General features: G+C 42.0%; 21 protein-coding genes. 4 read left to right on the plus strand and 17 right to left on the minus strand.

The annotated features are described in order from the left end of the window. Positions 1-16: 16 nt before the first annotated feature. From L884_RS0119255 to L884_RS0119270, 4 genes are all read right to left on the minus strand, one after another. Positions 17-325, minus strand: coding sequence for a hypothetical protein (locus tag L884_RS0119255; RefSeq protein WP_028769017.1), 309 nt, complete (start codon positions 323-325; stop codon positions 17-19). Positions 326-466: 141 nt separating this feature from the next. Next, a complete protein-coding gene (locus L884_RS0119260; RefSeq protein ID WP_037411220.1) occupies positions 467-1,213 on the minus strand; it encodes a tRNA-uridine aminocarboxypropyltransferase in 747 nt (248 codons plus the stop codon). Positions 1,214-1,346: 133 nt separating this feature from the next. After that, entirely contained in the window at positions 1,347-2,660 is a 1,314-nt protein-coding gene (gene pssA, locus L884_RS0119265) for a CDP-diacylglycerol--serine O-phosphatidyltransferase (RefSeq protein WP_028769019.1), read from the minus strand. A gap of 11 nt (positions 2,661-2,671) precedes the next feature. Then, on the minus strand, positions 2,672-3,004 hold the full coding sequence (locus tag L884_RS0119270) for a DUF1904 family protein (RefSeq protein ID WP_028769020.1): 333 nt from the start codon (positions 3,002-3,004) through the stop codon (positions 2,672-2,674). Positions 3,005-3,258: 254 nt separating this feature from the next. Here L884_RS0119270 and L884_RS0119275 point away from each other — a divergent pair, with 254 nt between their 5' ends. Together L884_RS0119275 and dacB are read left to right on the plus strand one after the other, a co-directional pair. Further along, the gene (locus L884_RS0119275; RefSeq protein WP_028769021.1) at positions 3,259-3,438 is read left to right on the plus strand and encodes a hypothetical protein; all 180 of its coding nucleotides are present in this window, start codon (positions 3,259-3,261) and stop codon (positions 3,436-3,438) included. Between the two features lie 61 nt (positions 3,439-3,499). Beyond that, complete coding sequence (gene dacB, locus L884_RS22430; protein WP_084221473.1) at positions 3,500-4,912, plus strand: D-alanyl-D-alanine carboxypeptidase/D-alanyl-D-alanine endopeptidase; 1,413 nt, start codon at positions 3,500-3,502, stop codon at positions 4,910-4,912. 87 nt (positions 4,913-4,999) lie between these two features. On the opposite strand, the gene L884_RS0119285 is transcribed toward dacB, so the two are convergent. The 11 genes from L884_RS0119285 to aroA form a co-directional block, all read right to left on the minus strand. Then, positions 5,000-6,760, minus strand: coding sequence for an acyl-CoA dehydrogenase family protein (locus L884_RS0119285; protein ID WP_028769022.1), 1,761 nt, complete (start codon positions 6,758-6,760; stop codon positions 5,000-5,002). A 311-nt stretch (positions 6,761-7,071) separates the two neighbouring features. Further along, on the minus strand, positions 7,072-8,229 hold the full coding sequence (nhaA, locus tag L884_RS0119290) for a Na+/H+ antiporter NhaA (RefSeq protein WP_028769023.1): 1,158 nt from the start codon (positions 8,227-8,229) through the stop codon (positions 7,072-7,074). Between the two features lie 276 nt (positions 8,230-8,505). After that, positions 8,506-9,048, minus strand: coding sequence for a DUF2058 domain-containing protein (locus L884_RS0119295; protein WP_028769024.1), 543 nt, complete (start codon positions 9,046-9,048; stop codon positions 8,506-8,508). Positions 9,049-9,077: 29 nt separating this feature from the next. Beyond that, entirely contained in the window at positions 9,078-9,887 is an 810-nt protein-coding gene (locus tag L884_RS0119300) for an SDR family oxidoreductase (RefSeq protein ID WP_028769025.1), read from the minus strand. A gap of 114 nt (positions 9,888-10,001) precedes the next feature. Then, positions 10,002-10,697 carry an orotidine-5'-phosphate decarboxylase gene (pyrF, locus tag L884_RS0119305; protein ID WP_028769026.1) on the minus strand — a complete coding sequence of 232 codons (696 nt, stop codon included), beginning with the start codon at positions 10,695-10,697 and terminating at the stop codon, positions 10,002-10,004. Between the two features lie 55 nt (positions 10,698-10,752). Continuing rightward, complete coding sequence (gene lapB / locus L884_RS0119310; protein ID WP_028769027.1) at positions 10,753-11,913, minus strand: lipopolysaccharide assembly protein LapB; 1,161 nt, start codon at positions 11,911-11,913, stop codon at positions 10,753-10,755. A gap of 1 nt (position 11,914) precedes the next feature. Then, positions 11,915-12,244 (minus strand): LapA family protein, encoded by a 330-nt coding sequence (locus tag L884_RS22435; protein WP_051435698.1) that lies wholly within the window; start codon positions 12,242-12,244, stop codon positions 11,915-11,917. A gap of 123 nt (positions 12,245-12,367) precedes the next feature. Then, complete coding sequence (ihfB, locus tag L884_RS0119320; protein ID WP_028769029.1) at positions 12,368-12,655, minus strand: integration host factor subunit beta; 288 nt, start codon at positions 12,653-12,655, stop codon at positions 12,368-12,370. Positions 12,656-12,728: 73 nt separating this feature from the next. Next, positions 12,729-14,396 carry a 30S ribosomal protein S1 gene (gene rpsA, locus L884_RS0119325; protein ID WP_028769030.1) on the minus strand — a complete coding sequence of 556 codons (1,668 nt, stop codon included), beginning with the start codon at positions 14,394-14,396 and terminating at the stop codon, positions 12,729-12,731. A 98-nt stretch (positions 14,397-14,494) separates the two neighbouring features. Beyond that, positions 14,495-15,187 (minus strand): (d)CMP kinase, encoded by a 693-nt coding sequence (gene cmk, locus L884_RS0119330; RefSeq protein ID WP_028769031.1) that lies wholly within the window; start codon positions 15,185-15,187, stop codon positions 14,495-14,497. 174 nt (positions 15,188-15,361) lie between these two features. Continuing rightward, entirely contained in the window at positions 15,362-16,648 is a 1,287-nt protein-coding gene (gene aroA, locus L884_RS0119335; protein WP_028769032.1) for a 3-phosphoshikimate 1-carboxyvinyltransferase, read from the minus strand. Between the two features lie 439 nt (positions 16,649-17,087). On the opposite strand from aroA, the gene L884_RS0119340 reads away from it, so the two are divergent. Beyond that, entirely contained in the window at positions 17,088-18,281 is a 1,194-nt protein-coding gene (locus tag L884_RS0119340; RefSeq protein WP_028769033.1) for an amino acid aminotransferase, read from the plus strand. A gap of 93 nt (positions 18,282-18,374) precedes the next feature. Here the strand turns inward: L884_RS0119340 and serC are convergent, their stop codons facing one another. After that, positions 18,375-19,466, minus strand: coding sequence for a 3-phosphoserine/phosphohydroxythreonine transaminase (gene serC, locus L884_RS0119345; RefSeq protein WP_028769034.1), 1,092 nt, complete (start codon positions 19,464-19,466; stop codon positions 18,375-18,377). A 339-nt stretch (positions 19,467-19,805) separates the two neighbouring features. Between serC and L884_RS0119350 the strand changes: the two genes are divergently transcribed. Next, positions 19,806-20,957, plus strand: coding sequence for a serine hydrolase domain-containing protein (locus tag L884_RS0119350; protein WP_028769035.1), 1,152 nt, complete (start codon positions 19,806-19,808; stop codon positions 20,955-20,957). A gap of 140 nt (positions 20,958-21,097) precedes the next feature. Here L884_RS0119350 and gyrA read toward each other — a convergent pair whose 3' ends face one another. Further along, on the minus strand, positions 21,098-23,797 hold the full coding sequence (gene gyrA, locus L884_RS0119355) for a DNA gyrase subunit A (RefSeq protein ID WP_028769036.1): 2,700 nt from the start codon (positions 23,795-23,797) through the stop codon (positions 21,098-21,100). Between the last annotated feature and the right edge of the window lie 18 nt (positions 23,798-23,815).

The following is a 23,815-nucleotide window of genomic DNA, read 5'->3' on the forward strand; positions in this document are numbered from 1 at the left end:
TAAGCTTACGCTCAAATTAAGCGAGACGACTACCTGGGCTGCGGGCTAATGTTGCCCAACTGGCACAAAACTCCCAGCCCTTATCCTTACAGATCAAACCTGCTTTATAGCGCCCCTTGGCATAGAGGCTAGCTTGCTGATATTCAGGCGTAGCACTAGAGAAGGACTGATTAACATACCCTTTATCAACTAGCTGCATGTTTAAAAAGCAAATAGTACAAACTAATAAGCTATTTAGGCCTATTTTAACGCTAACTTTATAGCCATGCTTTGCAGTATTCACCAAGCTGTTTTTGTTAACATGATGCATTGACGCTATCGGCATTAAGGTTCCTTTTACCTGCCTTGTTATGCAACATAATAGCGTAAAACTGCACGAACTCAACTTGTTATATCCGCTTAAGTTTTGAGACTGTTTTTAAAGAATAAAAAGTAAAGCGCAAATTTATGTCGTAACTTATATCGTTTATAAGGCTTTTTTCATCGCTTCTTTATACACAGCGGTTAACTGCTCAATCGCTCCGGCTTCGCGTACATTACGGCTGCGACCTTTTAATGATGACTCGACGAATAGTGCAAACCAAGCCTCGAGTGCAGCACCATTTTGCGGTTCACCTGCTGCACTAAGTGCTAATGCTGCCACTTCAGCAGTCCCAAGTTGGAAATCTCGGGCACCTTTTCTTAATGCGTAAGACGCTGTTGTTTCCGGCGAAAATGAAAACAACGGTAAATGATGTAGATAGTCACTTTTTCTAAACATCTTAATCGCTTCACGCCAACTACCATCTAAAATAACGAATAATGGCTTTTTACCATCAATACAGTCACTAGCATTGACCTTATTAAATACAGCTTGTCCATCTACGGCATATTCTGCTGGGAAAATAACAAAGGGCTGATATTGCGGATCATTAATAATCGACAACATCTTCCTATTTGGCTCATTTCTAGACCAAATAAAAGCATGAGTGTCCGGTACAAGATCAGCGATAAGCCTGCCACTGTTACTAGGCTTAAGCACTTCATCGTCATACATGATTATCATAAATGCTAATTCAGTACGTAATTGCTGACGTTTATTACACGTACAAAGATGCTCAGCTAACAAACATTGTTGACAACGAATGACATTTTTCCCTCGAGCGGTAAAAGGTCTTGAGGAAATGGCTTTACGGTAGTCATACAAGTTATGCACTGCATGTTTTGGTAACATCTGGGGGAACCTAGTTATAAATTAGAAATGTCTTTAACAGTTAATAATATTAACCCAATAAATAGCTAAAGACATTGTGCTAAGAAGTAAAAAAGCCTGCTTTGAGGCAGGCTTTTGGTTGTATAACGTTAGCTTACAAGATCCGTCGTAATAAAAAGTCTGCTTTTAGACGTTTGATACGCTTCATCAGTTTACGTACTGGCGCCGGATAGTTATGTAGTGTCTCTATCTGGCTATAGTGGAATAAACGCTCGGTATGCTCAAGGATATGTTGCTGTTCATCCTCAAATTGCTTCTTCCAGCTCTCACTTTCATCTTGTAGCAATAAACCGTTTTCTAAATCCAAAGCCCATGCTCTTGGATTTAAGTTACTGCCGGTGATCAAGTGCTTCTTGCCATCAGCACTAATCCCTTTAAGATGGAAGCTATTACGGCCATCTTTCCATAAATGAATATTTAGCTGACCATTCTCAATTGCCCATTGTTGGCGCTTGGCAAACTTACGTAATGATTGTTCATACATATATGGCAGTGCGCCGATAGTAGAGAACTCTTCTTCAGGTGGTATATAGAAATCGTTTGAGGTTTTATCCCCTACTACGATATCAATACGCTTACCTTTTCTGAGATGCTTAGATAGCGCTCTTACTAAAATGTATGGCGGGTTAAAATAAGGCGTACAGATAAATAGCGCTTCCTCTGATTCTTCAACCAGCGCGACAATCACCTTATTCAATTTATTTTTCTTACGACCTAAACCTACAATCGGCGTGACACGATTACCGATTTTAGTGGCGCTAAAGCTATACTCTGCCTTAGACAATCTGTGCTTTAGACTGCTAACTTCTGCTTTTGACGGTAAGTGTTCCGATTCTTTAGGCTGTGTTAATGAGCTAACAGCGACATCATGAGCCAAATATTTTTGGATCATTTCACGCATACTACGTGCGAGCTCTGCAGACTCTAAGACATGATAGCGGTCGAAGCGATATCTATCTGCTTGATGCAAGTAGATGTTATTAATACTAGCGCCACTGTATATCACAGCATCATCGATGATAAAGCCTTTCAAGTGTAATACGCCCATAAACTCACGGGATTTTACCGGTACACCTAAAATATCAATTGGATACTCAGCTTGTTCATTAACCTTACGGTACATAAAGTAGTTACCGCTATCGCCTTTATGACCAATGAGGCCACGACGAGCACGGTGGAAATCAACCAATACTTTAATATCAAGCTCAGGATTACGCTGTTTAGCGTCCATTAATGCCGCTAATATTTCTCTGCCCGCGTCATCGTCTTCTAAATAAAGAGCTGCGATATAAATCGAGTGCGTTGCATTTGAAATCCGAGATAACAATTCAGCTTTTAACGCTTTTGGCGTCAATAGCCATGAAAGCGAATCTGGTTGTAGCGGTATGCCACCTAGCTTATTCAGCAAGGCTTCTCTCCTTAATAGTGCTGACCATCTTTGTAATATGTACTTGGTACAAGCTGCCTAAACATGACAATAACATGTTTTGTACTCGGATAAGCTGCTAATACAGCTTCACGAATCGCTTTTTCGGCACGATGGTGTGTTTCAGGATCTTTTGGAAACCATAATACCTCAACTTGGGCAATATCTTCGATTTTAACACCGTCTCGATATTGGCTTGTATTGACCCAGTCGAGTATAAAAGCCTCAGGTTTTGCCTGACAAATGTTGGCTAATGCCTCAAGTAAACTACCACTTAATGTGGCGACTACGAATTCAGGTAATCCACTTACTCTTACATGCGGCATTAAAGATCCTCCTAGATAAGGGCATAGAAATTACCGATTTAAGCGCCTATGAGCAAGGATTTTCTATCAATATCGCTCTCTAACACTCGTTTTAGCTGGGTTCTTGCGCTGTTAGCTAATTATTTATGCATTTTTTTGGATAATTAATGCCAGTAAATTTGTGATCTAGCGCAGAATGTTTACTGCAACTTACAAAGATAACATAGGCGTATTTTGCTAATATAAAGTTTTGTATCAATCCGTATGAGACATTAATGAATTTTAAAATATTACTAACACTAGCAGCTGTTTTATTGGCAGCTTGGGCTATTTTCCACTTTAAAGCTCAACTAGGTTTACTGATTATTCCACTATTCTTCGGCCTAGTACTGTTTGTTACCCTGCGTTTATACCGACTAATGGAAAAAGACGAACCCGGTGACAATAGAGACTAATATTAGCCCATCACTGATCACGTCTAAAGCAAGATAATATTCGTTAGAAAAGGACCAAGTTTTGGGTACTCGTTTTATCTCTTTACCTATTTTATCTACCCTAATCGCTATTGGCTTTACAGGTTCATTGAAAGCTGATGACAATCTAGCCAATATCATCGAAAACGTTAAACCAAATACCTCACAAACCGCTGTCATTATCACCCAGGATAAACATACTCACTTTCAACAAAATGCTCAGCAACTATTCACGCCAGCGAGCACCATGAAGCTATTGACAGCAGTTGCAGCTACAAAGGCTTTAGGAAGAGACTACCGTTTTTCGACCCAAGTGGATTCCTACGTTGGTATTGCTAACAATCGAATTAAAGGTGACGTATTTATCCGTTTTGATGGCGACCCGACACTACAACAAGCGGACTTAGATCTGCTTTTTAAACAACTCAAACAGCAAGGTTTACAGCATATTGAAGGCAATGTTTACTTGGTTGGCGAACAACAAGAAAACCACAAAGCACCTGGCTGGGTTTGGGATGATTTAGGAATTTGCTATGCAGCACCAGTTTCTCGATACATCATCAACAATAATTGTATCAAAGCTAAGCTAGAGCCAAAGCTTGCCGATGATCTAGCAATACTCAGCTTCGACAAAAGCCAACCAATTACCATTAGCAGTACCGCTATTTTTGATAAAACGGCTAGTAAGCCCTTTTGCGAACTCGAATTACAAAGAAACGAAAACAACCACTTTAAGTTGTCAGGCTGTTTTCCGAGTAAAAAGCCGTTGAAATTGGCTATCGCAATATCAGATCCGGCCCTCTATGCCCAAAATATCATAGACGGACTGTTAAAGCAGAACAAAATTTCGATAAAAGGTGATGTACTACTGACCAACAAACGACCGGCCAATACTCTACTGATAGCAGAGCATCAATCCGAGCCATTAAACATACTGATTGGTTCTATGCTGCTGCATTCAGACAACCTTATTGCGGATTCTTTGCTAAAGCGTATTGGACAGGTCACTTATGGAACTACAGGGTCATTCAGTAATGGCAGTAAGGCAATGACAAGGATTTTGACAGAGTTAGGGATAAATCTAGAAACGGCCAATATCGTTGATGGCTCAGGATTGTCGCGTTATAACTTATTAAGTGCACAGCAACTATATCAAGTATTACTGCTTATTGGGTCTGACAACCAACTGAACTATTTGATTGAACTGCTTCCTGTAGCGGGTGAAAGCGGAACCCTTAAATATCGCAAAGGATATAACTCGCCGCCCCTAAAAGGACAAGTTTTAGCAAAAACCGGTTCAATGTTAGGCGCAGTCAATTTAGCAGGTTTTATCAAGCAAGAAGAGGCTTTATATCTCCCATTTGTGATTTTAGAAAATGGTCATAGTCCAGCTGTAAAGGACGCTGAAATTGCACCGTTTAGCGTACTACTCTTACAATCTATCCTACGAAAATAATTTTTAATCATAAAAGAAACGCCACATCTAAGTGGCGTTTTTATTTGCAATTATCACTGTTTTAACAGATAGAAATCCTCTCCAACATTAGAACAGTGCTGCATCCATCTGCATAATCGATACATCACCTTGCCTAACTTGAGATAAGTGGAACTCCGCTTTCGCGAGCAGTTTATCCATATAGTAGCGATTAAGCTGAGCTTTTTGCAGTGCAAACTTCGGATCTTCATGAGATTGCGCTGCATCAGACATAGCCAACCAGAAACAGCCATAAAGCGTATAACCGAATGCATCAAGAAAATCTACGGCGCAGGCATTTATTAATGCCGGTTGCTTTAACTTATTATCGTTTACTTGGTTGGCAACTTGTAATAGTTGCTCTAATAGTGCCAAAACTTGAGTTCTGTCGGCAGCTTCGATGTGAGTGTAACTATTAATATTGCTTACTTGCTCATTAACAAATTCGGTTAGCGCTTGAACGTTATCGCCGGTTACCTTACGCCCTAAGAAGTCAATGGCTTGAATACCATTAGTCCCTTCATAGATCTGCGCAATACGGGTATCACGAACCAGTTGCTCGATCCCTGTCTCACGAATATAACCATGTCCACCGAAAACCTGTTGCGCCATAATGGCAGCATCTAAGCCACGGTCGCTCAAAAACGCTTTAGAAACCGGAGTCAGTAAGCCTACGTAACGTGCGGCCTTTGCTTTTACGTCGTTGTCTTCAGCATATTTAGCTAGATCGAGCTGTTGCCCGGTATATACAGACAAAGCTCGGCCAGCTTCTGTTAATGTGCGAATTGTTAACAACATTCTTCTGACATCGCCATGCACAATAATTGGGTCGCTAGCAGCACCAGTTGGAGAACCACCAGCGGCAACACCCTGGATCCGCTCTTTGGCGTAATCTGCAGCCATTTGATATGCAGCTTGTGATGTTCCTAACCCTTGAATACCAATTGCTAAACGTTCATAGTTCATCATGGTAAACATACAAACTAAGCCACGATTAGGTTTACCAATTAAATAACCTTCTGCTTCATCAAAATTCATCACACAAGTGGCAGAACCCTTTAGGCCCATCTTGTGCTCGATCGAACCTACCGTCACACCATTTGGCTCGCCGAGGCTGTTATCTTGATTAACTTTAATCTTAGGTACTAAAAACAGCGAGATCCCAGATGTATTTGGTAGCTTTGCCAACACCAAATGGATCACGTTTTCGGTAAGATCATGGTCACCACCAGTAATAAAGATTTTACTGCCTGTGATGTTATAGCTGCCATTGTCATTTGGCACCGCTTTAGTACGGATATTACGTAGATCAGAACCCGCTTGAGGCTCAGTCATATCCATGGCACCAGACCATTCACCGCTGTACAACATAGGTAAATATTGTTGCTTTATCTCTTCTGAACCATGAGCATGAATAGCTAATGCAGCACCAGCAGTTAACGAGCCGTAAAGAGTAAACGCATTACAGGCACTATAACCCATCTCATCTACCAGTACGCCAAGCATTTTCGGCATCCCCATTCCACCTAACTCTGGATCGCCGCATAAGCCAACCCAGCCACCTTCCGCATACTGGTTGTATACCTCTTTATAACCATCAGGTGTGATCACGTTATCATCTTCGAAACGAACGCCTTGCTCATCTCCGCTACGGTTAATAGGATGGATCAACTCTCGGCAAATTTTGTCTGCTTCATCAAGAATTGCTGTTGCAGTATCTATATCAACCGACTCAGCCATTGCAGGCATTTCTGACCAAGTTGTCGGGGCATCAAATACTTTTTCAAGTAGAAAGCGCATCTCAGCTAATGGGGCGTTATACGGGTTCATACAGTACTCTTAAACAGTGGATTAAAACAGTTGTTTCAATCTATCAGAAGTTACTACAAAAGGCACCCCCTACTGAGCAAAACTTTTATGCGTATTCGCTGAAGCCGCCTCTAGTCATGGCTTAGTACTAAAGATCAAAATTGAATCGTGGCTGGTATTGAGTTAACTATGGCTTCTGACTTTTCACAAAATATTTTATTTGGCAAATAGATGCCAAATACAGCTAGATTCCAAATACAGCACAGGCTTGCGGGAACCGCAAGCCTGTGTCCAAATAACGCTCAGTAACACCAATTTAAAGCGTGTTATGACTAGGCACTTTTATTGGGTAGTGAACGATTTAACAGCACATAACCCACTACTGCTGAAATAGTTGAACCGATTAAAATACCTAATCTTGCAAGCGTGTCATATTCTGCGCTTGCGCCTGAGAATGCCAATCCAGAGATAAAAATCGACATGGTAAAACCAATACCACAAAGTACCGATACTGCAAAAATATGAGTAAACTCTACACCTTTCGGTAACTTTGCCAGACCTAGCTTTACCGCAGCCCAACTTAGAGTGTAGATCCCCAGAGGTTTACCGATAAGTAACCCAAGGGCAACCCCCAAAGGCAGCATTGATGTGAGATCTGTCAATGAGATCCCCTGAAGCGATATACCTGCACTGGCGAAAGCAAAGATAGGTAAAACTAAGAATGCCACGTAGGGATGTAAACCATGCTCTAAGCGTTTTAAAGGTGAATGACTTTCTTCTTTGCCAACCTCTCCTTTGAGCGGGATAATAAAACCTAAGATGACCCCCGCTAACGTTGCATGTACTCCCGATTTAAGTACCGCTGCCCACAAAATAAAACCAACAAATAGATAAGCGCTTAGCTTGGTGACGCCCTTGATATTCATGATCACTAATGTTGCTACAGCAATTAGCGAGACCAATAAAGCCAGCATAGAAAGGTCACTGGTATAGAACAGCGCGATTATCAACACCACACCTAAATCATCAATAATTGCTAACGCCAACAAAAACACCTTAAGTGCGATAGGAACCCGATTTCCAAGCAACGCCATAATGCCTAAGGCAAAAGCAATATCAGTCGCTGCAGGAATAGCCCAACCTTTTAGCGCTTCTGCATCAGCATAGTTAAACGCGATATAGACCAGTGCAGGTGCAACCATTCCACCAACCGCCGCAATGGCTGGAAAGATCGCTTCTTCCCTACTTTTTAATGCGCCTACTAATAACTCACGTTTAACCTCTAATCCAATCAATAGGAAAAATAGCACCATTAGCGCATCATCGATCCAATGAGAAATCGATAAACCCATGACATACGAACCTAAAAAAGTCTGGTAGGCATCACCGGCTGGTGAATTTGCAACTATCATAGCTAATACAGCTGCGATGATTAACAAGATCCCGCCCGCGGACTCCATTTTGAAAAAGTCACGGATAAATGTGCTCATAGTTTCTCCTGTATTCAATTTAGATCATATTATTATAGTCGCTCTTACAAACAATAAAAGTCGAGCTTTATAACCTTTAAGCTCGGTTTATCCGATGCATTTTTTATCAAAGCGAGAACACTGTGAGCAGCCTTTTAAGGTGCTGGTGAGGGGGTTACATCAGGGGATTTTGCTGTGGCGACACGGATTTTCGGCATACGGCTTAAAGCTTTTAAAACAAAAGCCACAATGAATAGATCATTGTGGCTTTTGTTTTACGCAGGTAATGGGTTTTGCTTACCACATTAGATCATCAGGGATGACGTAATCGGCATATGGATCATCTTCTTCCACGACGTCAGTATTGTCTTCTTGAGTCCAAAGATAGCCAATCCATGCTGGTACCAGCAGATTTACGCGCTCGGCTAATTTGTGTGGCACTAAATAGTTTTGCTCTTCGTGGCGTACAATGCCTAAATGGCCGTTTAGCAGCTCGCTTTGCATTTTTTCATCGACATAGATCGAATAGATTTTATTTACAAAAGTAAAGTTAAACTTAATCTCAGCATCTTTGGGTGGAGTAATAGCGAACTTTTTAAATTCAGTGACAAGTCCACGAACTAAGCCCTTCTCTGCGGCTTCGGCAAAACGTTGTTCGTTTAACTGTTTATCTTTTTCTAGTTGAGCTTGTTTTTTGGCTGCGATCTCTTGTTTTAGTGCTGCAGAACCGTCATCAACTTTCGCTTTACGATCGCGACGTTTTTGCGTTTTGGTATCTTTCACTTTTTGTTTGCTAACTAGACCCGCTTTTAATAACTGCTCTTGAAATGGGTTTGCCATATTAATTCTCTAATCTTTAATTTATCTGCTTAGCTTTTACTTTGCGCTAATTGACCAATTTCAGCCATTGCCGCTCCAGCGCCACCAAGTGACCAGCCCCCATCTACGGGTAAAACTGTACCTGTAATGTAAGACGCCATATCTGAAGCTAAAAATAATGCAGCATTAGCTACATCATTGCTATCACCGTTACGCTTTAATGGCACACTTTGGGCTACTTTTGCTTGTAACTCGGCACTAGGCGCAAGTCTATCAAACCCTTCGGTACCTGCAATAGGTCCAGGTACGATAGAGTTGATCCTGATCCCTTTACGCCCCCACTCAATTGCTAATGTTTTAGTCAACATATCCACTCCAGCTTTGGCCGCACATACATGAACTTGCATAGGCATTGGCACATAAGCTTGAGGAGCCGAGATTTGGATAATAGCACCGCCCTGTTGCTTCATTAACGGATAGGCTTGTTTTAGCACTTGAAAACTACCGAGTAGATCAATGTCCATTACCGACTTAAAACCATTCTCACTCAGTTTTTCAGCCGATGCTGGAAAGTTTCCAGCTGCGCCACTAACAAGTACATCAATATGTGTAAAAGTATCTTGGATAACTGCGAAGCCCTGCTTTAATGCATCTAAATCCCTTACATCAAAACAAGTTCCAGAATGGGTGCCTGAGGGGTTGACCTGTAATAACTCAGAAACTGCTGCATTGACTTTATCTTGGCTTCGGCTTGCAACAATCACATTAGCCCCAGCGTTGGCAAAGCGTTTGGCAATTCCAAGGTTAATACCACTGGTACCGCCAACAACTACAACGTTTTTTCCCTGATAGTCAAACATGGTTCCATTTATCCTTATAGGTTAGCGCTTTAGATTAAACTCAATGAAAAACCTTTCAGGTAATTCACTAAGCTTCGTTCTCTTTTATGCACTAACCTACTCGGCTAAATTGGATTACGCAATCGTTTGGTGAATTGCTTGTAACGCTTTTAATGGATCTGCCGCTTTAGTAATCGGGCGACCGATAACTAAATAGTCAGAACCTGCGGCTAGCGCTTGTGGCGGAGTCATGACTCGATGCTGATCCCCATTATCACTTCCTACAGGACGAATACCCGGTGTGATCAATTTAAAATCTTGACCAAATTCTGACTTGAGTAAGCTAGACTCCTGAGCGGAACATACAACACCGTCAAGGCCGGCTTGTTTAGTTAAAGCAGCTAATCGTAAAACGTGTTCAGAAGCAGGAACATTGATACCTAACAGTTTCAGCTCTTCATCGCTCATTGATGTTAATACGGTAACTGCGATTAAAAGCGGTGCTTTATCGCCATAAGGCTCTAGCGCACGTTTAGCAGCTTCCATCATAGCTAAACCGCCAGTAGCATGAATGTTTGTCATCCAAACTCCTAACTCTGCTGCAGCTGCAACTGCTTTAGCTACTGTGTTAGGAATATCATGAAATTTAAGATCGAGGAATAATTCGAAACCACGGCTATGAATATCTGTAACTAACTGCGGTCCAAACAGCGTAAACATCTCTTTGCCCACCTTTAGGCGGCACATACTCGGGTCTAATTGATCGATAAGCTGCAAAGCATCTTTTTTATTATCATAGTCTAAGGCAACTAAAATAGGCTTGTCAGTCATTGTTTCTCCAATCGCTTTGCGGGGTAATATTAGGTTTTTATATAGTGGTGGCCGACTATTCGCCGTCCAATCCTCTAATTCTTTTTATGCTGCCCCACTGTTTACACGAAGGGCAGTGCCAATAAAGTCTATGGGATGGAAAACCGCATTCTCGACAGCGGTATCCAGGTCGGTACTTTATTTGTTGTTCTACAAGCTGTTCCAGCATGGTTAAGCTCTTCTTAGCTTGCCCTTCTTCAGCTTGTAATAAATGCATTTTCATTAAATGCTGGAAGCTTTTCATGGTTGGATGCCTAATTAGGCCTTCCATGATTAGCTTTTCTGCATCTTTGATATCACCTTGAGCAATCATATGCTGTGCTAGTGTAATCGTGACGCTTGCACCGGCACCTTTCTCTATCGCCTCACGTAATAATTCTTGATAACCGATACAATCGTCTGATAATAGATAAGTCTGTTTGGCTGTAGCTAATACATCGGTAAACAGATCGATATCTGTAGCAAGTAACTTTTCAATTGCTTGTTTACAAGATTTGTAATCTTCTTGTGCAAGGTACTGCTCGGCAATAGTCAGTAATGCTCTGCTACATTGATTATCTTGCTTAATCGCTGATTGTAAGTACTTTAACTTAAGCGCATTTTCATTGGTCTCGTTCGCGAGTTCACAATAAAAATGTGCGGTTTCATGTTTAAGTTCTGTTTGGCGCTTACGCTTGAGTTTTTTAATGATATCGATGGCTTTTTGCCAATCTTTAGTCACTTGATAAATAGCAATCAACTGGGTTTCAGCTTCTTCGCTATGGTCATCTTGACTCACTAAGTTGATGAATATTTCTTCTGCGCGGTCGTAGAAACCGGCGGCAAGGTAATCTTTACCCAGTTCCATCATGGCAATGTCTCTTTGCTCTGTGGTTAAACTGGGTCTTGCGATCAGGTTTTGATGGATACGGATTGAGCGATCGACTTCACCACGTTTACGAAATAATGACCCTAATGACAGGTGGGTATCTATGGTCTCGTCGTCAACATCAAGCATAGAGATAAAAAGATCGACCGCCTTATCAGATTCATTAGAAAGCAGAAAATTAAGCCCGGTAAAGTAATCACGGCTTAACTGCTTACGTTGATTAGTTTGTTTTTGCCTGACACTCCTGCGGCCCATATACCAGCCATAACCGGCTGCTATAGGAAGAAGCAGAAAGAGGATTTCTAACATATTAAGCGTCTACTTCGTTATTACTGTGTTGGGTGATCTGTTTTTTTGACGGTTCCTCAATTACCATCGTTTGGTCTATCTTAGCCTCAGCGAGTGCCAATTGCTTTCTATTGCGACGTAACGCGAGTTTTAAGCCTGCGATATGATACATAGCAAATATCCAGCTCAATAAGAAACCAGCAAGAAATACACAAGCAAGTACCACTGGCAGTCTAAACTCTCCCTGAGCAACAAAGTAACTTATCGTAACGATCTGTTCATTACGCGCTCCAAAAATTAGCGCCAATATGAAAAGTACAGCGACAAAAAAGGCAATGATAAATGACTTCACGTTAAGCTCCATTGAACGCGTGGGTAAGCTTTGATTATCTAAGAAAATGAGTGAACTAGCTAGCTATACCTAAGTTTTAGATATAAAAAAGCCTCCTAATGGAGGCTTTTAATACAATGTAAATTACGCGTTAATTGCATCAACACGTTCGCGCAGTTCTTTGCCTGGTTTAAAGTGCGGTACGTACTTGCCTTCCAATTCAACTGAAGTACCAGTTTTTGGGTTACGGCCAGTGCGTGGTGCACGATAATGAAGAGAAAAACTACCAAATCCGCGGATCTCAATACGATCTCCACCTTCTAATGTTTCGGCCATTTGCTCCAACATTTCTTTGATAGCTGCTTCCACTTCTTTCGCAGACAGCTGCGACTGCCTAGTGGCAAGTTTTTCGATTAGCTCGGATTTAGTCATCCTATACCCTCTATTTATCAAGCCAAACACAGTCACCTTTTAGGGGCGCAAGCACCCCTGAACTTCAAGGCGATTATTTACGAGCTGCTTTGAACGCTTCAGCCATTGCGCTGCTCATAGCAACGTCATCTTGCTTGTTCAAGCTAGCCATTGCTTCTTTCTCTTCAGCTTCATCCTTAGCACGGATAGATAGGCTGATGGTGCGGTTCTTACGATCTACACCCATGAACTTAGATTCAACTTTGTCACCTACAGAGTAAACTGTAGATGCATCTTCGATGCGCTCACGAGAGATATCTGAAACGCGAAGGTAACCTTCAACAGTCTCAGCTAGTTCAATTGTAACACCTTTTGCGTCAACTGCAGTAACAACACCATTTACTACAACACCTTTCTTCTTGTCAGCAAGGTATGCATTGAATGGATCGTCTTCAGTTTGCTTAACGCCTAAGCTGATACGCTCACGCTCTGGGTCTACAGATAGAACTACAGCGTGGATTTCGTCGCCTTTCTTGTATTCAGCAACTGCGTCTTCGCCAGTACCATTCCAAGAAATGTCAGAAAGGTGAACTAGACCGTCGATGCCGCCGTCAAGACCGATGAAGATACCGAAGTCAGTGATAGACTTGATCTTACCAGAAACTTTGTCGCCCTTGTTGAAACGCTCAGCGAAATCATCCCATGGGTTAGTCTTACATTGCTTAAGACCTAGAGAAATACGACGACGCTCTTCATCGATGTCTAGAACTAGAACTTCAACCTCATCACCTAGGTTAACAACCTTAGATGGGTGGATGTTCTTGTTAGTCCAATCCATTTCAGAAACGTGAACAAGACCTTCAACGCCTTCTTCGATTTCAACGAAACAACCGTAGTCAGTTAGGTTAGTTACGCGACCAGTTAAACGTGTGTTTTCTGGGTAGCGCTTGCTGATTTCTAACCATGGATCTTCGCCAAGTTGCTTAAGACCTAGTGATACGCGTGTACGCTCACGGTCATACTTAAGAACTTTAACGTTGATTTCGTCACCAACATTAACGATTTCAGATGGGTGCTTAACACGCTTCCAAGCCATATCAGTGATATGTAGAAGACCGTCAACACCGCCAAGATCAACGAACGCACCGTAGTCAGTAAGGTTCTTAACGATACCTTTAACTGATTGACCTTCTTGAAGGTTCTCAAGAAGAGCATCACGCTCTGCGCTGCTTTCAGATTCGATAACTGCACGACGAGAAACAACAACGTTGTTACGCTTCTGGTCAAGCTTGATAACTTTGAATTCTAATTCTTTGTTTTCTAGGTGAGCTGTGTCGCGAACTGGGCGAACGTCAACTAGAGAACCTGGTAGGAATGCACGGATACCGTTTAATTCAACAGTGAAACCGCCTTTAACCTTACCATTGATGATACCGATAACAGTTTCAGCATCTTCGTACGCTTTTTCTAGAACGATCCAAGCTTCGTGACGCTTAGCTTTCTCACGAGAAAGTTGAGTTTCACCGAAACCATCTTCAACAGAGTCAAGAGCTACGTCAACTTCGTCGCCAACTGCGATTTCTAGAGCGCCTTGAGCGTTCTTGAACTGTTCAGCTGGGATTGGGCTTTCAGACTTAAGACCTGCGTCAACTAGTACCATACCGTTTTCGATGGCTACAACTACACCACGTACGATAGAACCAGGACGGAATTCAAGTTCATTAAGGGATTGTTCAAATAGATCAGCAAAAGATTCAGTCATGTTTAAGTTACTTTCTTTAAATAAACCACGGACCTTCCTGGACGTGGAGTCAGATTAATAATTCGTCCCTTCCATGAAACGAATAGTTAAGTACCGGCTTACGCCTGTACTTGGAGCTTTTGTTGAATATGAGTTAGCGCCATAGCTAACACATCTTCAATATTAATATTGGTCGTATCGATAACCAAAGCATCTTCGGCAGGCACCAAAGGAGCGACACTACGATTCATATCGCGGTCGTCACGCTCTTTAATCTCAGACAAAAGTTGATCGATATTAACATCGAAGCCCTTGTCCTGCAACTGATTATAGCGTCTTTGGGCTCTTTCTTCCGCTGATGCGGTTAAATAAAGTTTTACTGGTGTATTTGGAAATACAACCGTTCCCATATCACGACCATCAGCAATCAAACCCGGTGCTTCGGCAAAAGCACGCTGACGACGTAATAAGGCTTCTCTTACACGAGGAAATGCCGCCACTTTGGAGGCCGCATTTGAGCATTCTTGGCTGCGTATCGTTAGCGACACGTCTTCGCCTTCAAGTACAACTTTAATCCCTTTACCTTCACTGCTTGTTATAAATTGCACATCTAAATGTGCTGCAAGTAAAGTTAATGATTCTTCATTATCTAGCTCTACATTATGGTGAATAGCAGCTAAGGCTAATACACGGTATATCGCACCACTGTCTAATAACTTGAAGCCTAAACGCTCTGCAAGCAATTGACTAATAGTACCTTTTCCCGCACCGCTTGGGCCGTCAACAGTGACAACAGGCGCCCTTTCTGACATAAAATCCTCCACAAGAAATTGCATCTTCCTTGATATAACCGAAAAATGAGCGCGCGCATTATAAACCATGTAATGTAAGAAAGCGGCAAAAACTTCAAATAATCGCGAGCTTGGTTCAGTAAAATGTCAGGTTACGTAGCTGTAACCTGACCAAACATCACCTGTTAGAAAGGATTAAGCCTGTTGAGACAGTGCGCTAAATTGCTTGAAATAGTCGGGGAATGTTTTTGAAGTACACTCAGGCTCATTGATGGTAATACCACAATCAGCAAAAGCCAGCATCGAAAAGCACATTGCCATTCTATGGTCATTATAGGTGTCAATTGCAGCAGTATTTAACTGCTCTGGTGGAGTAACACTAATATAATCATGGCCTTCATCAACAATCGCCCCTACTTTTCTAAGCTCAGTTGCCATTGCAGCTAAACGGTCCGTTTCTTTAATCCGCCAGTTATAGATATTGCGAATATGGGTGGTTCCGGTTGCAAATAACGCGGCGGTGGCGATAGTCATGGCTGCATCTGGTATATGATTCATATCGAGGTCGACAGCAGTCAATTTGGCTTTTCTAGCAATAATGTAATCGTCGCCCCACTCTATTTCAGCGCCCATCTTCTCAAGCACATCAGCAAATTTAACGTCACCTTGAATAGATAGTTTGCCAACCCCAGTGACTTTAACCTCACCACCTTGAATTGCGCCGGCAGCTAAGAAGTACGATGCCGATGATGCGTCACCTTCAACAAGTACTTTGCCCGGTGATTGGTAACTTTGTCCGGCTTGGATAACGAACGACTGATAATCGTTGTTTTGTACTTTTACACCAAATTGTTTCATTAGTGCCAAGGTAATATCAATATAAGGTTTAGAGACTAATTCACCTTTGATCTTGATATTAACATCTCCTTGAGCCAAAGGAGCTACCATAAGAAGCGCTGTTAAAAATTGACTAGATAGATCGCCTGCAATCTCAACATCACCACCGTTGAGGCCTGTAGAAGTTATACTTAACGGTGGAAAACCTTCATTTTTTAGATAAGTAACATCTGCCCCCAATTGTCGCAGCGCATCAACTAAATCTCCAATCGGCCTTTCTTCCATGCGAGGTTCACCTGTTAACGTAAACTCGCCTTGCCCCAGAGTTAGCGCTGCGCATAACGGACGCATTGCTGTACCAGCATTACCTAAAAATAATGTTTGTGCATCAGCGGCATTCAAAGGCCCAGCTAGACCTTCTAACTCACACACAGTGTTGTTTTCTGAAAGACGGTAATTAACGCCTAACTGCTTTAATGACGCCAACATATAACGAATATCATCAGAATCGAGCAGATTGGTCAGTGTCGTGGTGCCTTTGGCAAGGGTTGCTAATAATAGCGCTCGATTTGAAATACTTTTTGAACCTGGAATATTAATGGTTCCAGATACTTTACTGATGGGCTCTATGCGTAATTGATTCATTGCGTACTTCTTATTATGGCTGCAGGAGTCAAACTCACCTGCGGGTTAACAGTAGATGTTCATGCTAGATGACTTGGACAATTTGGTGGTTTTCCCAGCAAATTTTTGATCACCACGACAAAGTGATCATCATTTCGCGATTGTTTGAACTTCGTAGTAATAAAATTACTCATTGGCGCACAGGTTTCAACACTTTTTTACTAAAACGACCCCTTAATACCCAAATTATGCTCAAGTTGGAAAAATATGGAGTTAAACTTAATTTGTTTGAAACCCGTTAATCGGGCTTAATATGTACTATGGAATGAAAAATTTCCAAAAGAATTATTGATTAAAATGTAAAGCAGCGCTGTTCATCCTTGGCTTAATTACGTTAATCTAACTTCATAATGAGAAACGGCTAATCGACAGCCGAACACAATAAAAGGTAAATGGAGCCATGTTTAACAAATTGACCGCTATGCCTGCCGATCCTATCTTAGGCTTGCTGACGAAGTACCGCGAAGATCCTCACTCACAAAAAGTCGACTTAGGAGTTGGCGTTTACAAAGATGAAGCAGGACACACCCCTATTCTTACTTGTGTGAAGAAAGCTGAAAAGTTCCGTTTAGATACTGAGTCAACCAAAGTTTACATCGGCCCTACTGGTTCAGCTGACTTCAATCAATTAATGTCAGAACTAGCATTTGGTAGCGACCATCCTGCACTGCTAGCAAATAGAGTACGCACCGTATCAACCCCGGGGGGAACAGGTGCATTAAGAGTTGCAGCTGATTTCATTAAACGTTGCAACCCTAACGCAACTCTTTGGGTAAGCGATCCTACATGGGCTAATCACACAGGTTTGTTTGAGGCGGCTGGAATTACGGTTAAAACTTACCCTTATTATGATTACGATAATAAGAGATTAAAGTTTGATGAAATGAAAACAGCACTGAGTTCAATCAGTGCAGATGACGTTGTATTGCTACACGCTTGTTGCCACAACCCTAGTGGAATGGACTTAACCAACGAACAGTGGGACGAGATCATTGCAATCATCGCTAATCAAGGCTTTACCCCACTAATAGACATGGCATACCAAGGTTTTGGTGTAGGTGTTGATGAGGACGCTTACGGCGTTCGAAACATGGCTGCCGCAGTGGACACCATGATTCTGTGTAGCTCGTGCTCGAAAAACTTTGGCTTGTACCGTGAACGTATCGGTGCCTGCACCATTATCGGTAAGGATGCAGCTCGCTCTGACATCGCATTTTCAGTTCTACTTTATGTCGTTCGCTGTATTTATTCTATGCCGCCAGCTCATGGTGCGGCAATTGTTGAAACTATTTTAGGTTCTGAAACATTAAAACAAGAGTGGCTAGCCGAGCTAACAGAGATGCGAGAACGCATCAATGGTAATCGCGCTATGCTCGTAGCTAAGCTCAAAGAAAAAGGCGTTCAGCAGAATTTTGACTTTATAGCAGAGCAAAAAGGCATGTTTTCTTTCCTAGGCATAACGCCAGATCAAGTGGCTGAATTACAACAGCATTACAGTGTATATATGGTTGATTCAAGCCGGATCAGTATAGCCGGTATTGGCCATGGTAATGTCGATTACTTAGCAGAATCTATTGCTAAAGTAATTTGCTAAACATCGCTCTGATTGGTGCCTTATCCACCTAATAAAAAGCCGATACATGATGTATCGGCTTTTTAGTATCAAAACTTTTATCGCTTACTTGAATTACGCGTTTTTGGCAGCAAAGTCAGTCATAAACTTCACTAAGGCATCAACACCTTCTAATGGCATGGCGTTATAAATACTAGCCCGCATACCGCCAACCATACGATGACCTTTCAACGCAACAAGGCCTGCTGCTTGAGCTTCTGCTAAGAACTTACTATCTAGCTCTGAATTTGTTAATTGGAACGTCACGTTCATTCGACTACGGTTTTGTGGGGCGACTCCACTAACATAAAAGTCTAACTGATCGATACATTGATAAAGACGTTTAGCCTTTTCAATATTTCGTAGTTCCATTTCTGCCACGCCGCCAACACTTTTCAGCCAGCTAAACACTTCAGCGGCTAAGTACCAGGCGAAAGTCGGTGGTGTGTTATACATTGAGTCGTTTGCAACAGCTAAACGATAATCCATAATCGAAGATTGAGTTAGACTTGGTAACGCCAACATATCTTCTCGAACAATCACAATACTTAACCCTGACGGACCAATATTTTTTTGTGCGCCAGCGTAGATCAGGCCAAATTGGCTTACATCAATCTTACGTGACAAAATGTTTGAAGACATGTCGGCAATCACAGGCCAAGGACTATTTAAACTTTCAAAAATTTCAATACCATCAACCGTCTCATTTGGACAGTAGTGCACATAGCGATAGTCTTTATCGATTTGAGTCAGATCCGGCACAGAAACTTGACGCTTGCCAGCAACCGTATCAACAATATTAATACAATCAATATTATCTTTACCCGCTAGCTTCTCAGCTTCTTCAACAGCGGCTTTTGACCAACTACCATCAATTAGATACAAAGCCTTACCATTGTCACCGAGGAAGTTATTGACTACCGCAGAGAACTGACCGCGTCCACCGCCGTGCATAAACAACACATGATAATTATCGGGGATTTCCATTAGCTCACGCAAGTTGGACTCAGCCTGTTGCGTTAGCGCGATAAACTCCTTACTGCGATGACTTATCTCCATAACGGAAACGCCTTGGTCATTCCAGTTTAATAATTCTTGCTGAGCCTTTTGCATTACAGCTTGGGGCAACATGGCAGGGCCGGCACAGAAATTAAAAATCGCGCTCACATTCTTGTCCTTCTATTGTTATTAGTAGAAACGTTTGGTTCTGTTGTTCTTGATAGCAGTATATCCTAACTAGCTGACGGCTAAAATCAAAAAATGGCGCGAATGTTCTAATACATCGTTTTGGTTAATAACATTTTTTTATTTTTATATTAGTGATTGTTTTTGTTAAAATGTCGACCAATTGCAATAGCATGTTCACTTCTAATCCAGTGATTTAAATTAAATTGAATTAGCAAAGTCATTATTAAGAATAACTGGACGCATTGATTAGCATCATTAGTGCAAGCTACGCTTAAAATATACTAAACAGACCGTTATAACGGCACATTGGATCTGTACATGTTTTTAAAACCTATGCTATTTGTTAGCACACTTTCCCTCGGCGCTGTTCTCCCCTTTCAGCAAGCTTTTGCCTCCCAATACACCCCTGTTGCCGACAAATTTAAAAGCCAATTTCATCAGCAATTGAAAAAACACAAAGTACCAGGCGGCTCTTTTGTTATCGTTGATACCGATAAGGTGATTAAACTTAGTAGCTACGGTAAAAGGAAAAAAGGCGGAACTCAAAATGTGAACGCTAATACCGTTTTCCGATTAGCATCGGTATCAAAAACCTTTGCAGGTACACTTGCTTCAATGTTGGTTGAAGAAGAAAAACTAGATTGGCAACAACCGATCGTTAATTATCTACCTGAATTTACCTTAGCCAACAAAGCTCAAGCAGATAGCATCACCCTAGAGCATATTATTGGCCATAGCACAGGATTGATGCCGAATAGCTACGATAATCTCATTAATAGCAATGTCAAAATGGCTAAGATCATCAATAAATTTGATGAACTAACCCCTATTTGTAAGCCGGGAATTTGTTATGGCTACCAAAACGTTGCCTTTTCGTTTATCGAAACAGCCATTGAGAAACAAACCGATCTTAGCTATGAAGAACTGATCCAACAAAGGATATTCTCCCCTCTGAACATGAATTCAGCTTCAATCGGCTTTAGCGCTTTTGAACAAACACAGAATCGTGCAGAACCTCATATAAAAACCAAACATGGTTTTAAACAAGTAAAAGTTAAACCTAACTATTATCAATTAGCATCTGCTGCTGGTGTTAATGCGAGTATCAACGACATGTCTAAATGGTTAATAGCAAACTTAGGCCAAAACCCCGAGGTATTGTCAGCGAGCATTATCGAAGATGTAACGACTCCAGGTGTAAAAACCACCCGAGAACTTCGCCGTAGAGATTGGCGCCAATATTTAGATAAGGCTCATTATGGTAAAGGATGGCGCGTTTATGAGTTTAATGGTAGGCCACTAATCTACCATGCTGGCTGGGTTGCAGGTTACGTTGCCGAGATCTCGTATTCACCTGAGCTTAATATTGGTATGGCTATGTTACTCAATGGCGAATCGAGAGTCATTGCTGAGTTAAGCTCAAACTTTTGGCGCGATACCTTCAAACAGGCTAAACAATTAGGTCATTAATATTCCGCCTTCTCTTGAAGGCGGCTTTATAATCCCAGCACCATGTTTAGCTTAAGCTTCTCTACTGAAGCCCATAGCTTAGGACTAAAAAAAGGATGCCATTGGCATCCTTTCTTTTCTAACGACTAATCTCGCATAGATTAATCTTCAGTTTTTGGCGTTTCAGTTTCGCTTTCAGTTGCTACTGACGCTTCAGACTCTGCTGTTGCCTCTGTAATAACTGGATTGCCTTCTGCGTCTAACTCGACTTCAGGCTCCTGAATTTCGTCAATACGTTGTAAGCCAACAACCTTTTCATCTGCTGCGGTGCGGATAATCGTTACACCTTGAGTGTTACGACCAATAGTTGATACACCTTCTGCAGGGGTACGAACTAAGGTGCCTTTGTTACTGATCAGCATGATTTCATCATTAGCGCCAACTTGAACCGCGCCAACAACGGCACCGTTACGCTCGCTCACTTTAATTGAAACTACACCTTTAGTACCACGGCTCTTAGCTGGGTATTCACTTAGCTCTGTGCGCTTACCGTAACCATTTTCAGTCACAGTTAAGATTGCACCGTCACCTTTAGGAACGATTAACGATACAACCGTTTGTCCTTCTTCAAGTTTGATACCACGTACACCAGTTGCGGTACGGCCCATAGCACGCAGTGCAATAACTTCTTCACCTGTTTCTGGGTCAATCTTCACTTCACCGGTTTCAGAGCTACGTGCTTTCTCGTTAAAGCGAACCACTTTACCTTCGTTAGAGAACAGCATGATATCGTCACTACCATCGGTGATATCAACACCAATTAGCTGATCACCATCTTTCAAGTTAACCGCAATAATACCGTTTGCACGTGGGTTACTGTAAGCGGTTAGTGCTGTTTTCTTAACCGTACCGTGTGATGTAGCCATGATAATATACTTATCTTCAGCATATTCACGTACAGGTAGGATTGCAGTGATCCGCTCACCTTCAGCAAGTGGTAACAAGTTAACAATTGGACGACCACGAGATGTGCGGCTAGCCAATGGTAACTGGTAAACTTTAAGCCAGTACATCTTACCAAAGTCAGAGAAACACAAGATGGTGTCATGGGTATTCGCAACGAGTAGTTTTTCGACGAAGTCTTCATCTTTAACTTTAGTCGCAGCTTTACCTTTACCACCACGGCGCTGTGCTTGGTAATCAGAAAGTGCTTGATACTTAGCGTAACCAAGGTGAGACAATGTCACCACTACGTCTTCTTCGTTGATAAGATCTTCTAAGCTCATATCAACTTCGTTAGCGTTAATGACAGTACGACGCTCATCACCGTAATTTGCTAATACTTCTTCAAGCTCTTCCTTAATCACTTCCATCAAACGTTGTGGGCTTGAAAGGATATGTAATAGCTCTGCGATAATCTCTAACAGCTCTTCGTATTCAGCGATGATCTTATCGTGCTCTAAACCGGTTAAGCGGTGTAGACGAAGTTCAAGGATCGCTTGAGCTTGTTGCTCAGTTAAGAAGTACTGGCCATCACGAATACCGTATTCTGGCTCTAACCATTCAGGACGTGCTGCGTCATCACCTGCTTTTTCAAGCATGCCTTTAACATGGCCAAGCTCCCAACCTTGTGCAACAAGCTTAACTTTTGCTTCAGCTGGAGTTGGTGATGCTTTAATCAATGCAATAATTGGATCGATATTAGCAAGTGCTACCGCTAATGCTTCAAGAATATGAGCACGTTCACGCGCTTTACGCAGTTCAAATACTGTACGGCGAGTAACAACTTCACGACGGTGAAGAATAAAGCACTCTAGCATCTCTTTTAGGTTAAACAGTTTTGGTTGACCGTTAGTCAACGCAACCATGTTAATACCAAAAGAACATTGCATTTGTGTTTGTGCATATAAGTTGTTTAGTACAACTTCACCCACTTCGCCGCGCTTGATCTCAACAACAATACGCATACCGTCTTTATCAGACTCGTCGCGTAGGCCACTGATCCCTTCAATCTTTTTATCTTTAACAAGCTCAGCGATCTTTTCAATCAAACGCGCCTTGTTAACTTGATATGGAATTTCATGAACGATAATACGCTCACGACCATTATCTTCTTCAATTTCTGCACGAGCACGCATAACAGCACGACCGCGGCCAGTCTTGTATGCGTCAATAATGCCCTTACGGCCATTGATAATTGCAGCTGTTGGGAAGTCAGGGCCTGGAATGTGTTCCATTAGCTGTTCAATTGACAGCGCAGGTTCTTCAATCAAGGCTAAACAACCCGCGATAACTTCACTTAAGTTGTGTGGCGGAATGTTTGTCGCCATACCAACCGCAATACCAGACGAACCATTCACTAATAGTGCTGGGATACGTGTAGGTAATACTGCAGGAATAAACTCAGTACCGTCATAGTTAGGTACGAAATCAACTGTCTCTTTATCTAAGTCAGCTAATAATTGATGCGCCACCTTATCCATACGGATTTCGGTATAACGCATTGCCGCTGCCGCATCACCGTCAACAGAACCGAAGTTACCTTGACCATCGATGAGTGGGTAGCGCATAGAGAATGGCTGAGCCAAACGAACAATTGTGTCATATACAGCGGTATCACCATGAGGGTGATATTTACCGATTACGTCACCAACAACACGAGCCGACTTTTTATAAGGCTTGTTCCAGTCGTTTTTCAATTCGCTCATCGCGAATAGTACGCGGCGGTGAACCGGCTTTAGACCGTCACGAACGTCCGGTAGTGCACGGCCAACGATTACGCTCATTGCGTAATCTAAATATGAATTTTTTAATTCGTCTTCAATATTAATTGGTGTTATAGATGAAGCCAGATCAGTCATAAACTGCTCGATCCCCTG

This window comes from Shewanella fidelis ATCC BAA-318 (assembly GCF_000518605.1).
Lineage (GTDB): Bacteria > Pseudomonadota > Gammaproteobacteria > Enterobacterales > Shewanellaceae > Shewanella > Shewanella fidelis.

What these genes read in the sequence shown, in the direction of transcription:
- L884_RS0119255 (WP_028769017.1), bottom strand. Translation starts at nt 325, where the DNA reads ATGCCGATAGCGTCAATGCATCATGTTAACAAAAACAGCTTGGTGAAT.
- L884_RS0119260 (WP_037411220.1), bottom strand. Translation starts at nt 1,213, where the DNA reads ATGTTACCAAAACATGCAGTGCATAACTTGTATGACTACCGTAAAGCC.
- L884_RS0119270 (WP_028769020.1), bottom strand. Translation starts at nt 3,004, where the DNA reads ATGCCGCATGTAAGAGTAAGTGGATTACCTGAATTCGTAGTCGCCACA.
- L884_RS0119275 (WP_028769021.1), top strand. Translation starts at nt 3,259, where the DNA reads ATGAATTTTAAAATATTACTAACACTAGCAGCTGTTTTATTGGCAGCT.
- L884_RS0119285 (WP_028769022.1), bottom strand. Translation starts at nt 6,760, where the DNA reads ATGAACCCGTATAACGCCCCATTAGCTGAGATGCGCTTTCTACTTGAA.
- nhaA (WP_028769023.1), bottom strand. Translation starts at nt 8,229, where the DNA reads ATGAGCACATTTATCCGTGACTTTTTCAAAATGGAGTCCGCGGGCGGG.
- L884_RS0119295 (WP_028769024.1), bottom strand. Translation starts at nt 9,048, where the DNA reads ATGGCAAACCCATTTCAAGAGCAGTTATTAAAAGCGGGTCTAGTTAGC.
- L884_RS0119300 (WP_028769025.1), bottom strand. Translation starts at nt 9,887, where the DNA reads ATGTTTGACTATCAGGGAAAAAACGTTGTAGTTGTTGGCGGTACCAGT.
- pyrF (WP_028769026.1), bottom strand. Translation starts at nt 10,697, where the DNA reads ATGACTGACAAGCCTATTTTAGTTGCCTTAGACTATGATAATAAAAAA.
- lapB (WP_028769027.1), bottom strand. Translation starts at nt 11,913, where the DNA reads ATGTTAGAAATCCTCTTTCTGCTTCTTCCTATAGCAGCCGGTTATGGC.
- ihfB (WP_028769029.1), bottom strand. Translation starts at nt 12,655, where the DNA reads ATGACTAAATCCGAGCTAATCGAAAAACTTGCCACTAGGCAGTCGCAG.
- rpsA (WP_028769030.1), bottom strand. Translation starts at nt 14,396, where the DNA reads ATGACTGAATCTTTTGCTGATCTATTTGAACAATCCCTTAATGAACTT.
- cmk (WP_028769031.1), bottom strand. Translation starts at nt 15,187, where the DNA reads ATGTCAGAAAGGGCGCCTGTTGTCACTGTTGACGGCCCAAGCGGTGCG.
- aroA (WP_028769032.1), bottom strand. Translation starts at nt 16,648, where the DNA reads ATGAATCAATTACGCATAGAGCCCATCAGTAAAGTATCTGGAACCATT.
- L884_RS0119340 (WP_028769033.1), top strand. Translation starts at nt 17,088, where the DNA reads ATGTTTAACAAATTGACCGCTATGCCTGCCGATCCTATCTTAGGCTTG.
- L884_RS0119350 (WP_028769035.1), top strand. Translation starts at nt 19,806, where the DNA reads ATGTTTTTAAAACCTATGCTATTTGTTAGCACACTTTCCCTCGGCGCT.
- gyrA (WP_028769036.1), bottom strand. Translation starts at nt 23,797, where the DNA reads ATGACTGATCTGGCTTCATCTATAACACCAATTAATATTGAAGACGAA.